The organism is Pseudofrankia inefficax (assembly GCF_000166135.1).
Lineage (GTDB): Bacteria > Actinomycetota > Actinomycetes > Frankiales > Frankiaceae > Pseudofrankia > Pseudofrankia inefficax.
In genome coordinates, this window is record NC_014666.1 from 2524000 (window position 1) to 2536264 (window position 12265).

General features: G+C 72.5%; 11 protein-coding genes. 6 read left to right on the top strand and 5 right to left on the bottom strand.

The annotated features are described in order from the left end of the window. Nucleotides 1–603 precede the first annotated feature (603 nt). The 4 genes from FRAEUI1C_RS10295 (at nucleotide 604) to FRAEUI1C_RS10310 (ending at nucleotide 3859) form a co-directional block, all read left to right on the top strand. On the top strand, nucleotides 604–2319 hold the full coding sequence (locus FRAEUI1C_RS10295) for an ATP-binding protein (RefSeq protein ID WP_083819474.1): 1716 nt from the start codon (nucleotides 604–606) through the stop codon (nucleotides 2317–2319). 82 nt (nucleotides 2320–2401) lie between these two features. Next, complete coding sequence (locus tag FRAEUI1C_RS10300) at nucleotides 2402–2824, top strand: roadblock/LC7 domain-containing protein (RefSeq protein ID WP_013423236.1); 423 nt, start codon at nucleotides 2402–2404, stop codon at nucleotides 2822–2824. Then, a complete protein-coding gene (locus tag FRAEUI1C_RS10305) occupies nucleotides 2821–3192 on the top strand; it encodes a DUF742 domain-containing protein (RefSeq protein ID WP_013423237.1) in 372 nt (123 codons plus the stop codon). Before FRAEUI1C_RS10300 ends, FRAEUI1C_RS10305 begins: the two co-directional genes overlap by 4 nt. Before the next feature lie 76 nt (nucleotides 3193–3268). After that, on the top strand, nucleotides 3269–3859 hold the full coding sequence (locus tag FRAEUI1C_RS10310; protein WP_041260564.1) for a GTP-binding protein: 591 nt from the start codon (nucleotides 3269–3271) through the stop codon (nucleotides 3857–3859). Nucleotides 3860–3882: 23 nt separating this feature from the next. Here FRAEUI1C_RS10310 and FRAEUI1C_RS10315 read toward each other — a convergent pair whose 3' ends face one another. The 4 genes from FRAEUI1C_RS10315 to FRAEUI1C_RS10330 all read right to left on the bottom strand — a co-directional run bounded on the left by FRAEUI1C_RS10315 (nucleotide 3883) and on the right by FRAEUI1C_RS10330 (nucleotide 8663). Further along, entirely contained in the window at nucleotides 3883–5034 is a 1152-nt protein-coding gene (locus tag FRAEUI1C_RS10315; protein ID WP_013423239.1) for a GDSL-type esterase/lipase family protein, read from the bottom strand. Nucleotides 5035–5260: 226 nt separating this feature from the next. Then, complete coding sequence (locus FRAEUI1C_RS10320; protein ID WP_013423240.1) at nucleotides 5261–5743, bottom strand: DUF456 domain-containing protein; 483 nt, start codon at nucleotides 5741–5743, stop codon at nucleotides 5261–5263. A 93-nt stretch (nucleotides 5744–5836) separates the two neighbouring features. Further along, the gene (locus FRAEUI1C_RS10325) at nucleotides 5837–7081 is read right to left on the bottom strand and encodes an ammonium transporter (RefSeq protein WP_013423241.1); all 1245 of its coding nucleotides are present in this window, start codon (nucleotides 7079–7081) and stop codon (nucleotides 5837–5839) included. A 409-nt stretch (nucleotides 7082–7490) separates the two neighbouring features. Further along, nucleotides 7491–8663, bottom strand: a complete 1173-nt coding sequence (locus FRAEUI1C_RS10330) for an ABC transporter substrate-binding protein (protein WP_232425369.1) — start codon at nucleotides 8661–8663, stop codon at nucleotides 7491–7493. Between the two features lie 578 nt (nucleotides 8664–9241). Between FRAEUI1C_RS10330 and dnaN the strand changes: the two genes are divergently transcribed. Beyond that, nucleotides 9242–10420: a DNA polymerase III subunit beta gene (gene dnaN / locus FRAEUI1C_RS10335; protein ID WP_013423243.1), complete on the top strand. Its 1179-nt coding sequence runs from the start codon at nucleotides 9242–9244 to the stop codon at nucleotides 10418–10420. On the opposite strand, the gene FRAEUI1C_RS10340 is transcribed toward dnaN, so the two are convergent. Further along, nucleotides 10417–11490, bottom strand: coding sequence for a LysR family transcriptional regulator (locus FRAEUI1C_RS10340; RefSeq protein WP_013423244.1), 1074 nt, complete (start codon nucleotides 11488–11490; stop codon nucleotides 10417–10419). The genes dnaN and FRAEUI1C_RS10340 overlap by 4 nt on opposite strands. A 41-nt stretch (nucleotides 11491–11531) precedes the next feature. On the opposite strand from FRAEUI1C_RS10340, the gene FRAEUI1C_RS10345 reads away from it, so the two are divergent. Further along, the gene (locus tag FRAEUI1C_RS10345; protein ID WP_013423245.1) at nucleotides 11532–12254 is read left to right on the top strand and encodes a succinate dehydrogenase cytochrome b subunit; all 723 of its coding nucleotides are present in this window, start codon (nucleotides 11532–11534) and stop codon (nucleotides 12252–12254) included. The last annotated feature ends 11 nt before the right edge of the window (nucleotides 12255–12265 follow it).

The following is a 12265-nucleotide window of genomic DNA, read 5'->3' on the forward strand; positions in this document are numbered from 1 at the left end:
CAGTTGTCCGGGTGCACGACGCAGTCCGTCCGGGAAACAACGGAGACACACTTCCGTCGTTTCCCGGGCACCGTGGGGGCCGCCGCCTCGGCCGCGCCAACGGCGCCGCCTCGGGTGGCCGAGGTGGAATTACCCCGCCGGCTCCGCGCCGGGCGTCCGAATGGTCGCGTGACGCGTCCGAGGACAGCTTCGTCTCGACTGTCGGCTCAAACCGGGCCTAAAGTCCCAATAGTCCAAGGGCTTAGGTCCCAGACGAAATCTGGGCGAAGCCGAAATGTCCGCATGTGTGTCAAACCGTATCCGCGCCCGCATTCGGGAGTTCGCCGGCCTCGACGTTCGCGGTAATCGGGCGACTATGAGCGGTATGCCATTCCGGCTGGCCAGGGGCGACCCGCCGCGGCCTGGTCGGGGACGGCCGCGTCCATCGGTGTGACAACGCGCACACATGCCGGCCACTCGTCGGCCTGGCGACCGGGGGCCCGCGCGATGGCTGCGTGCGGGCGGGGCGCGTGCGCTCCCTAGCATGCGATTTGCAGTCAGCCCGGTCTCGCCGGGTGTTCCGCGCGCATTATCCCGGCGTGTTTACCACCGGCCAAGTCAAGAATGTCGCGTCCGGCGCGGCCGCGCACCGGCGAGCCGGACGTGCCGTGGCGGACACACTCCCCGCTCGTCGCCCGCGGCGGGGACCGGTTCTGGGGAAGCCGTGACGACGAGGTGGACGAGGAACTGATCGCGATGCCACGAGTACACCAGTCCGCCCGTCGGCGGGCCGATCACGCCGCGCCCGCGGCCGGCGGCTTCGGGCCGCTCGGCGGCGGGCGCAACGGGCTGCTCACCGCGCTGCTGGTCGTCGCGCTCGCCGCCCTCGTCGCGGTCGCCGCCGCGCCGTCGCCGCGCCGTCCGGTGGTCGGCGGAGCGGTCGCCGTCGGGCTGCTCGCCGCCGCCGTGATAGTCGCGGTCGCGCTGCGCCAGGCGGCGGGCCTGCGGCGGCTCACCGACCGGCTCGCCGTCCTCGACACCCAGGTGGAACACCAGTCGCGCGACGCGACGCGGCTCGCGGACGACACCCTGCCGAAGGTCGTCGCCCTGCTGCGCGACGGCGTCTCGGTGGACGAGGCGCTGGCCAGCGTCGAGCGGCCCGTGGACCCGGTCGGCGCGCGGATCATGCGCACGCTCGCGGAGGAGGTCGGCCGCGGTGAGCGGATGCGCGCCGCCGCGATGGCCGCCTGCGCGAACGCCGCGGGCCGGGTCCAGGCGCTGTCGGCGAGCATGCTCGCCGACCTGCGCGACATGGAGGACCGGCACGGCGAGGACGTGCTCGGCGACCTGCTGCGCCTGGACCACAGCACCGCCCAGACCGGCCGGCTCGCCGACTCGATCGCCGTCCTCACCGGCGCCCGGTCGGGCCGGCGCTGGACCAGGCCGATCGTGATGGAGAGCATCCTGCGCGGCGCGCTCAGCCGGATCAGCGCCTACCAGCGGGTCCGGCTGCACTCGACCAGCACCGTCGCGGTGGCCGGCTACGCGGCCGAGGGCGTCATGCATGCCCTGGCCGAGCTGATGGACAACGCGACCAGCTTCTCGCCGCCCTCCGAGGAGGTGCACGTCTACGTCGAGGAGGTCCAGGCCGGCGTCGTCGTCACCGTCGAGGACGGCGGCCTCGTCATGGGACCGGCGGCGCTGCGGCGGGCCGAACGGGCCGTCTCCGCGACCGAGCCGCTCGACCTGACCACGCTGTCGGGTACCCGCCTCGGGCTCGCGGTCGTCGGGGTGCTGGCCCGCAAGCACGGCCTGACCGTCTCGTTCCGGCCGTCCTCGCGGGGTGGCACCGGGGTCGTCGTGATCATCCCGCGTCAGCTGATCACCCAGCCGCGGCCCGAGGCCCCACGGCCGCCCGGTGCCGCGAAGCAGGCCGCCCGGGCCGCCGAGACGACCGAGTTCGCCCGGGTGGCCGACCGTCCCAGCGTGGCCGCGGCCCAGGCCGCCGCCGAGCTGCCCGCCCGGGCCGGCGCCTCGTCCCGGCCCGGCGCGGCCGACCCGCTGCCGAAGCGTGGCCGGGGGCAGACACTCGCCAACTCGGGACGTCCGCTGGCACCGCCGGCGGCCGCGTCCACGCCCGGGCGCGCCGCGTCGTCCGCCGCCTCCGCCGGCGCGCGGTTCGGCGCGTTCCAGCAGGCCACCCGTCCCAGGACCGCACCGGACGCGCCGCCGGCCACCGCGACCCCGGCCACCGCGACCCCGGCCACTGGGCTGCCGGCCGTGGACACGGCGGCGGACTCCGCCGGCGGCGCCTCCACCGGTGACGACCCGTCGCGATGACCATCCAGATCTTCGGACGCAGATTGGAGGCAGGGGCCGGCCGGCCGAGGGTTTCGGCCGCGGCCACGGTCCCCGAGACCCGATGATGAAGACCAACGACCGTGAGCTGGACTGGCTGCTCGAGAACCTGCTCGAACGCACGCCGGGTGCCCGCCACGCCCTGGTGCTGTCGCGGGACGGCCTGAAGCTCTGCCGCACCGCCGGGCTCTCCGTCGACCAGGCCGACCAGCTGTCCGCGATCGCGTCCGGGATACAGAGCCTCGCCCACGGCGCGTCCGCCGAGTTCGGCGACGGCACCGGCGGGGTCCGCCAGTCGATGACCGAGTTCCACGGCGGTCTGCTGTTCATCGTCGAGGCCGGTGAGGGCGCGCACCTCGCCGTGATCGCCGCGGAGGAGGCCGACGCCGGCGTGATCGGCCACAACATGAACGAGCTGGTCGAGCAGATCGGCGAATACCTCAGCACGCCGGCCCGCGGACCCCGGTCGGCGGTGGCGCCGGCGTGATCCGCCACTCCATCGACCGGGAGAGCCCGGACCGGCTCTACACGATCACCGGCGGCCGCAGCCGGGTCGACACGGACGTGCTCGACCTCGTGACGCTGGTCATCGCCGAGTGCGACCCGACCCCGGCGATGCAGTCGGAGCACGCCGCGATCCTGCGGTTCTGCCGGACCCCGCGGGCCGTGGTGGAGATCGCCGCGCACCTGCGGCTGCCGATCAGCGTCACCAGGATCCTGCTCTGCGACCTGCTCGACGCCGGCCGGATCGTGGCCCGCCTCCCGGCGGCGTCGGCGTCCCGGCGCACGCACGACGTCCCGTACGCCCACCCGGACCTGCTGAAAGAGGTGCTCGTTGGACTCCGCCGGCTTTAGAGGCGCCGTCGACCTGCCCGGCGGCGCGGGTCGCGCCCCGGCGCGGCGTGCGGGCGCCGGCGCGGCGACCCAGGAGGTGGCACCGCTGCGCGACTCGGCCCGCGAGGGCCTGAAGATCGTCATCGTCGGCGGCTTCGGCGTCGGCAAGACCACGATGGTGCGCTCGGTGAGCGAGATCCGCCCGCTCTCCACCGAGGAGGTCATGACCGAGGCCGGCGTCGGCATCGACGACACCGCCGGGGTCCGCGGCAAGAGCACCACGACGGTCGCGTTCGACTTCGGCCGGATCAGCCTGGACGACCACCTGGTGCTCTACCTGTTCGGCGCGCCCGGGCAGGAGCGGTTCTGGTTCCTGTGGGACCGGCTGTTCAGCGGCACCCTCGGCGCCGTCGTGCTCGTCGATACCCGCCGGGTCGAGGACTCCTGGTACGCGATCGACCGGCTGGAGCACCAGAACGTGCCGTTCGTCGTGGCGCGCAACAACTTCAGCCCACCGACCCACTCGATCGACGAGGTGCGTGACGCGTTGTCGCTGCACCCGGACGTGCCGCTGGTCGACTGCGACGCCCGCACGCGGGAGTCCAGCAAGGCGGTGCTTCTGGAGCTCGTCAACCACGTCCACACGCTGTCCACGGCCGCCTACGGCGCGCTCGCGGGCCAGGCCTGACCCTGGCCGCGGCCCCCCGGACATCACGTTAAGGCGCCGACGGTGAAGGTGGCGGCGGGGCCGGGAAGGCCGCCCATCCGGCCCTTCCAGGGCACGACGCGGTAGGCGACGGTCACCCCGGGCAGCAGGCGCTCCGACGTCCAGGTGTATCCGGAGACCGAGCCGGGCTGGCGCACGAAGTCCGGCTCGTTCCAGGACAGCACCCGGCGCTCGACCAGGTACTGGGTCGCCCCGGGCGTCGGCGGCCAGGTCAGCGTGACCCGGCCCGCGGCCCGTGGGGCGGGGACGACGGCCGGTGTGCCTCCGACGCCCGGCCAGGGGATGTGGGCGGGGATCGGCCCGAACCGTGCCCCGATGCCGAGGCCGGCCAGCGCGTCGGCGAAGCCGCGGGCGATGAGCATCTCGCCGTCCGGGGTCGGGTGCGAGCCGTCCCAGGCGTGGATCCGCGGATCCCAGCCGAGGTCGGAACGGGCGACGACGACCTTGGAAGCCGGTGTCGACCAGCCGGGGGCCTGGGCGTCGAGAAGCTGGTTGAAGACGCCGGCCGCCGGCAGGTTGAAGCTGAAGTCACGGAAGTCGGCCCGGGCCAGCACATGGCCGAGGACGAACGTCATCTTCGGGTTCGCGGCCCGGACGTTGTCGACGTACCGCTTCAGTAGCGTGATCGTGTCCGGGGGGTTCGTCCAGTACGACAGGTCGTTCGCGCCCATCGCGACCAGCATGACGTCGGCCGGGTGGGCGCGGACCACGCTTTCGATGGTCGGCGTCTCGTTGCGCAGCGAGTCGCCCCAGCGGGCGTGGTGGCGGCGGTCGAAGTTCGGGTTGACGTAGGCGTAGCAGCCGCCCTTGTCGGCGACGTTGTCCCAGACGTCGTCACGGTCCCCGACGAAGGCGACCCGGCCGGGGGCCGTCTGGTAGAGGTGTGTCGCCAGCCGGTAGCGCCAGGTGTAGTCGCCGGCCGACTGGTGCGTGATCGAATCGCCCACGATCATGACGCGGACGCGTGGTGGCGCGGCGGTCGGCGCGGGGTGGGCCGGCGTCCGTGTCCCGGCACAGGCGGCGGCACCGGCGCCCGCGAGGGCCGCCGTGGCGAGCGCCAGCAGGCCGGTCCGCCGCGTCAGGCCGGCGGGCTCACCCCCGAGCGGACCGGCCGGCCGGTCCGTGCTGCCCTCCATGCGTCCCCCAACGCTGAGATCGAGCCCGGCTGGACCGGATGCCGAGGTCAGCGACCGGTACGACCCCGACCGGCCCGGCCGGACGATTCTCCGGGCTGCCAGCGGATCCCGCCCGTCGAGGGCGCCGTTCACCGCGGCCGGATGGGTCCCTGGGTGGGGCGTCGACCGTGGGTCTGACGCCTGATGATTATGCCCCGGAATGTCGGGACGGCCCCGGGCGGGTGGCTCAGAGCACGAGGGCGCCGACGAGCCAGGTGAGCGTCGCCAGCACCCCGGCGGTCAGCTCGACGAGCATGCCGATGCCGATGCCGACGAGGGCCGCCCAGGTCGAGGCGAGGGCTTCCTTGGCGTCCTTGAGCCGGACCAGCTCGGCCAGGTAGATGCCGAGCAGGCCGCCGACGATCAGGCCGACCACCGGGATGACGAAGAACCCGACGACCGCGCCGACGGCGCCGATCAGCAGCGTCGTCCAGGGCGCGCCCCGGCCGGCGGTGGCCCGCGCCGGCAGCACGTACTTGGCCACGGTGCCGAGGATGGCGAGCACGACCATCACGGCGAAGAAGACCCACCGCGCCCCGCCGCCGTCGGCGATGGTCCACCACAGGCCGGCGCCGAGGATGATCAGCTGGCCCGGCAGGACCGGCGCGACGATCCCCACCAGCCCGACGAGCATGAGAATGCCGACGACGACCTGCGGACCGACGCTCATCGACAACCTTCCCCGTCCGGCTGGAACGCCGCCGAACCTACCGGTTGCGCCGAGCGCCGGCCAGACCGGCCGAAACCGCCGAGGCGGCCGGGGTCAGAAATCGTAGGCGCGCTCGCCGTGCAGCGCGATGTCCATGCCTTCCTTCTCCTCGTCGACGGACAGCCGCATCCGGACGAACATCCGGATCACCGTGCCGATGACCAGCGTGACGACGAACGAGTAGGTGACCACGGCGGCGACGGCCTCCGCCTGCTTCCCGAGCAGGGTGAACCCGCCGCCGTAGAAGAAGCCGTCCACGCCGCCGGTGTCCGTCGAGCCCCAGAAGCCGATCAGCAGCGCCCCCAGGCTCCCGCCGACCAGGTGCACCGCGCCGACGTCGAGCGCGTCGTCGATGCCGATCTTGCCCTTGATCCCGGTGACGGACGCGCACGCGATGCCGGCGATGAACCCGATGAAGATGGAGCCGACCGGCGTCACGAAGCCCGCGGCCGGGGTGATCGCCACCAGGCCGGCGACGGCACCGGACGCGGCGCCGAGCGTGGTCGCCCGCTTGTCGCGGATCTTCTCCAGCAGGATCCAGCCGAGCAGCGCGCAGGCGGTCGCGGTGTTGGTGTTCATGAACGCGTAGCCGGCGAGCTCGTTGGCCTTCAGCGCGGAGCCCGCGTTGAACCCGAACCAGCCGAACCAGAGCAGCCCGGCGCCGAGCAGCACGAACGGCACGTTGTGCGGCCGGAAGTTGCCGTCCGGCCAGCCCCGGCGCTTGCCGACCACGATCGCGATCGCGAGCGCCGCCGCGCCGGCGTTGGCGTGCACCACGGTCCCGCCGGCGAAGTCCTCGGCGCCGTGCTTGAACAGCCAGCCGGTCGGCGAGAAGACCCAGTGCGCGACCGGGGCGTAGACCAGGACCGACCACAGGATGATGAAGGTCGCGAACGGCCCGAACCGGAACCGGTCCGCCGGGCCGCCGGTGATCAGCGCCGGGGTGATGATGGCGAACATGAGCTGGAACGCGGCGAACACGATCGGCGGGATCGTCTGCGCCGCCGCGCCGGCGTACCCGGGGACCTGCTCGTTCATGTGCTGCAGCCCGGCGAAGTGCAGGCCGCCGAAGTACGCGTTCTGCCCGCCGAACGCGATGCTGTAGGTGCAGGTCACCCACAGCAGGCTCACGATCCCCATACAGAAGAAGTTCTGCATGAGCATGCCGAGGACGTTCTCGACGCGGACCATGCCGCCGTAGAAGAACGCAAGACCGGGCGTCATCACGAGCACCAGTGCGGAGCTGGCGAGCAGCCACGCCGTGTCTCCGGAGTCGATCGCGCCGATGTTGAACGGCATGTCCCGCCTGTCCCTGTGCTGGATCGGAAGCTGGCGGCCTCCTGGGCGGCGCGGTACCAGAGCGGAGCTGGGCACCGGCGGGGGAGAGGCCCAAGGCGGCAGGTTCCGCATCACCCGTTCCGCCGTGGTGTCTCGCGTATTTCCACGGAGTAACGGCGGAGATTTGAGCCTGGTTTGTCTGAACCGTCGGCCCGTGGTGGGACGCAGGGGTGGGCTGGTTGCGCCACGGTCAAATTCCGCCAGCGATCCGCCACTTTCCGTGACGATCGCTCGTGTGTCCCGCGTCACGTCGGCGGGCCGGGCCCCGGAACGGTCGCTGGCTGGTGCCGACTGGTCGCGGTGGCCGCTCGGCCTGCCACGTACCGTCAGCCCATCGTCCCGGATGGCGGGCCCAGGCGCGAGCGCTTGGCTACCTGGAGATCAGCCGGCCGCACTGGGGCATCGGGTCCACCGGCGTGAAGTGCCGGCCGTCGGCGCTGACCTGAACGAAGCTCAGGCAGCGGGTGAGCTTGCCGAAGTCGGCGCGGAAGTCGATCGGCTGCGTCAGCAGCCCGTCGGCCGTGTAGCCGTGTACCGCCCGCAGCGCCGAGATCAGCCCGGCCCTGGTCGGGCAGTCGCCGGACGCCTGCAGGCCGCGCAGCATGATGTCGCCCGAGATCCAGCCGGCGAGCGCGGCCTGCTGGTTCGCGGGCTGGGTCTCCGGGGCGTACTGCGCCATCGCCGCCAGGAACTCGCGATGGGCCGGTTGGTCCGCCTCGAAGGGCAGGAAGTCGACGACGAAGTACGCCCCCGCGATGACCGTCTTGAACAGGTTGAGCATCCGTGCGTCGTAGCCGGCGGGGGACAACGAGACCTTGATGCCCGCCTGGGCGCCGATCGCGGCCAGCACGGACTGGCCGAAGGCGGGGCCCGCGACCGAGCCGACCAGGGTGTCGGCCCCGCTGTCCTTGATCTGCTTGCCCAGGTTGACGTAGTTGATGGGCGAGGTCGCGTCGACGGTCGCCACGACGGGAATGCCCACGGACTTCAGGCTCGCGGTCAGCTCGGCGGCGAAGGCCACCGAGGTCGGGACGAACCGCGAGACGACGATGACGGCCCGGTGTCCGCCGTGGCTGGCGATGAAGTCGCCATAGGTCGACACGGAGCCCGACGCCGCCAGCAGGTTCGAGTAGCTGAACATGTTGTCGTAGACCGTCCACGGCTCCTCCAGGGACGAGCCCACCACCGGGATTCCCTGGCTGTGCAGGTACGCGGCCGAGCCGGTCGCGACCGACGTCGACTCCAACATGGCGAAGACACCGCTGTTGACCAGCGAGGACGCCGCTGCCAGGTTCATCTGGAGGGTCGACTCGTCGTCCTGCCAGCTGTAGGTCACCTTCCGGCCGCGCACCCCGCCGGCGGCGTTCGCCACGCCGAGGCGGGCGTCCACGCCGGCCCGGAACGAGCCGAACAGCGACTCGGCGTTGCCCGAGTTCGGGTAGACCATGCCCAGCTGGATCTGGTCGCGGCTGACCCCCGGCGACGTGCAGCCGCCGTGCCCGGTGTCGGCCTGGCTGGGGGTGGCGCACCCGTCCAGTGCCACGAGCGCGACGAGACAGGCCACGACCGACAGTGCCGCGGCCGGGTGGGGTCGCCGCCACCGTCGGGGCCGATTACCGACCGTGTGGCGACGGGCCGAGGGGACAGGTGGCCGAGCGGCAGAAGACTCGGACGCCGGGGGCTGGGGCAGGTGGACCGGGCTCGTCCTCACGTCACCCACAATGACGACGATTCGGGCCAGGCGGCGCCGATCTGTTGGGCCCGTGTGGTCCGGACGGCGACAAGTGGGATTTGGGTGTTCCTATAGTGGCTTCGCCCAGCGTGTTCCCTGTGATCCAGGAGTGATGAAGGTAGACCGGCGCGGCGGTGAGCAGATCCGTCGATCGCCGCCACCCGCCCGCGCCCGTCGCCGCCGCCCGGTGGCCCCGGCCGGCGCCGGGGGTGGCCCCAGGGTGGTGGTGGCGCAGCGTGGTCGACGACGCCGGTGGCCGACACGGGCGATATACCGGGAATTCGGTTCGTGACGCGGGAGAATCCGACCATGACGGTCAGCATGGTGGCCTCCGGTCGCACGATTTCTGGGGCCACGATTTCCGGGGCCGAGGCCGGGCGAGTCGGCCCATGAGGGTCACGGTGCCGCGGGCGGAGTTCGCGGAGGCCGCGGGGTGGGTGGCCCGCCATCTGCCCGCGCGGATGGCGCCGGGCATCGTGGCGATCGCCGGGATGCGGGTGGACGCGGGGGAGCGGCTGACCCTGTCCGCGTTCGACTACCAGGTCGCGGTGACCGCGACCGTCGAGGCGTCCGCCGCCGTGCCGGGTGGGGCCCTGGTGCCCGGCCGGCTGGTGGCGGACATCATGCGCAGCCTGCCCGACGAGACGGTGCGACTGTCCGTCGACGAGGGCTGGCTGCTCGTCCGCGCGGCCGGAGCCCACTACCGGGTGCCGATCCTGCCGCTGGAGGACTACCCGGCGCTGCCGACCTTCCCGCCGCCGGTCGGTGAGGTGGACACGCTCGGGTTCGCCGCGGCGGTCAACCAGGTCGTCCCGGCCGCCGCGCGTGACGAGACGTTCCCGGTCCTGACCGCGCTGCGCCTCGAGCTCGCCGGCCGTGGCCTCACCCTGGTCGCGACCGACCGCTACCGGCTCGCGGTGCGCACCATCCCCTGGCAGCCCTCGGTACGGGACCCGGAGGCTGTCGCGCACGTCCCGGCCCGGCTGCTCGCCGAACTCGCCCGCATCCCGACCGCCGCGTCGCGGCTCGCGCTCGGCCTCGGCGCCGACGACGACGGCGGCCCCCGGTTCGGGCTGTCGACCGGGGCGCGCCGCATCGTCGTCCGCCTCGTGGACGGGACGTTCCCGCACTACCGGCGGCTCTTCCCCGAGAGCGTCGGGCTCTGCGTCGGCGCACAGATCGCGCCGCTCGCCGCGGCCATCCGCCGCGTCGCCGTCGTCGCCCCGCGTACCGGTCCGGTGGTACGCCTGACGTTCTCGGCCGGCGTCCTCACGGCCGACGTCGGTCCGGACGCGGGCACCACCACGGCGGGCGACTCCGGCCCGCTCAGCCTCGCGGCGGCGACCGACTCGGTGCCGATCGACTACGACGGGCCGGACCTGGTCGCCTGGTACAACCCCACCTACCTGCTCGACGGGCTCGGTGCCGTCGACGGCGACGAGGTGACCATCGGCTTCGCGGCCTCCGACCCGGACGAGGCGGCCCGGCTGCCCGCGATCATCACCGGCAAGGACGACGACGGGTTCCGCTACGTCCTGATGCCGGTCGTCCGCAGCGAGGCCGGTTAGCTGGCCCGCGGAGTCGGTGGATCGGCGACCGCGCCCTCGAGACCAGGCTGGCGGTCGAGGCCCGCGGTCCACATGTGGCCGTCGGCGCCGCGCCGCACCCCCGGCGCCGGGCGGACGCCCGGCGGCAGCATGTCGGCCGCGGCGGCGTTGGCGACGAAGTCGACCAGCGTGGCCCGCAGCTCACGGGCCGCCCGCGGTGGCTCGACGTCGCGCCGGTGCGCCAGCCCGATCGTGCGGTGTAAACCGGGCGCGGCGAACGGCGTCGTCCGCAGCGGCTGCCGGAACGCGACCATGCTCGGGATCACGGCGATGCCCAGGCCCGCCATCACGAACCCGCAGACCGCGTCCATCTCGCCGCCCTCGATCGCGAACGTCGGCTCGAAGCCGGCCGCCCGGCAGGCGCCGACGGTGAAGTCGCGCAGGTCGTAGCCGCGGCGGAACATCACCAGCGGCCGGTCCCGGAGGTCCTCCACCGCCATCTGGGCGGTGCGCACCGGCGGCGGCCCGTCGGGGGAGGAGATGACGACGAGGTCCTCGCGCAGCAGCGGGGCGGTCGCGAGCGCCGGGTCGCTGCCCTGCAGCGGCAGGATGATCAGGGCGAGGTCGAGGGCGCCGACCGCGAGCTCGCCGACCAGGTCGCGCGAGCCGCCCTCCTCGACGAGCAGCTGGATGCCGGGATAACGCTGCCGGAACAACCGCAGCACTTCGGGCAGCATGCCGGTGCACAGGCTCGGGGTGGCGCCGACCCGGACCGTTCCTCGCCGCAGATCGGTCAGTTCCTGAACCTCACGGCGAGCCATGTCGGCGTCCGCGAGGATCTTTCGGGCCAGCGGAAGGAGCGCTTCACCCGCCGCGGTGAGTGTGATATTCCCCCTAGCCCGGTTGAACAGGGGGCTGCCGAGCTCCGTCTCCAGGGCGCGGATTTGCGCGGAGAGTGATGGCTGGGCTACGTGAACGCGCGCGGCGGCCCTCGTGAAGTGCTTTGTCTCGGCCACGGCGACGAAGTAGGCCAGCTGCTGGAGCTGCACACCCGCACCATAGCCCTGGGCTATTGAGACGAGCATCTTCATGTCTTGGACCATTGGCTCGCGGCGCCCGTACGGTCGCCGCCGTGGCAGTAGAGACCGCGGCGACCCGGGTAGGTCGCCCCTCAGCCGTGACGGCCCTGTGGCGGTCGAACATCGGCAAGAAGGCAGTCATGGCCACCACCGGCCTGCTCATGCTGCTCTTCCTCATTGTCCACATGTTGGGCAATCTCAAGATCTTCTTTGGGCGGACGGACTTCGACGCTTACGCCGCCTGGCTGCGCACCATCGGCCACCCGATCCTGCACAACGCCTGGTATCTGTGGATCCAGCGGTTCGGCCTGGTCGTGATCGTCGTCCTGCACGCGGTCAGCGCCTACCAGCTGAGCAAGCGGGACCTGCAGGCCCGGCCCGCGAAGTACGCGCACCGGCTGCGCCCGACCGCGAGCTACGCGACGAACACCATGCGGTTCGGCGGGATCATCCTCGGGCTGTTCATCATCTACCACATCCTCGACCTGACGGCGCTGGTCGCGAACCCGCACGGGGTCGAAGGAAAGCCCTACGACAACGTCGTCGCCGACTTCTCGCCGTCGCACTGGTACATCGCCGTGGCGTACATCGTCGCGATGCTGGCGCTGTGCCTGCACATCGCTCACGGCTTCTGGAGTGCCGCCCGCACGCTTGGCGCCGTCTCCAGTGCCAGCAAGGCGACCGCCTACAAGGCGACGGCCGGCGTGCTGGCGGCCGTGATCACGCTCGGCTTCCTGTCTGTCCCGATCGCGGTCCTCGCAGGGCTGGTGAGGTAGTCAATGTCCAC

Excerpts from the sequence above, each read along its gene's own strand:
- FRAEUI1C_RS10295 (WP_083819474.1), top strand. The coding sequence starts at position 604 with ATGTCGCGTCCGGCGCGGCCGCGCACCGGCGAGCCGGACGTGCCGTGG.
- FRAEUI1C_RS10300 (WP_013423236.1), top strand. The coding sequence starts at position 2,402 with ATGATGAAGACCAACGACCGTGAGCTGGACTGGCTGCTCGAGAACCTG.
- FRAEUI1C_RS10315 (WP_013423239.1), bottom strand. The coding sequence starts at position 5,034 with ATGGAGGGCAGCACGGACCGGCCGGCCGGTCCGCTCGGGGGTGAGCCC.
- FRAEUI1C_RS10320 (WP_013423240.1), bottom strand. The coding sequence starts at position 5,743 with ATGAGCGTCGGTCCGCAGGTCGTCGTCGGCATTCTCATGCTCGTCGGG.
- FRAEUI1C_RS10325 (WP_013423241.1), bottom strand. The coding sequence starts at position 7,081 with ATGCCGTTCAACATCGGCGCGATCGACTCCGGAGACACGGCGTGGCTG.
- dnaN (WP_013423243.1), top strand. The coding sequence starts at position 9,242 with ATGAGGGTCACGGTGCCGCGGGCGGAGTTCGCGGAGGCCGCGGGGTGG.
- FRAEUI1C_RS10340 (WP_013423244.1), bottom strand. The coding sequence starts at position 11,490 with ATGAAGATGCTCGTCTCAATAGCCCAGGGCTATGGTGCGGGTGTGCAG.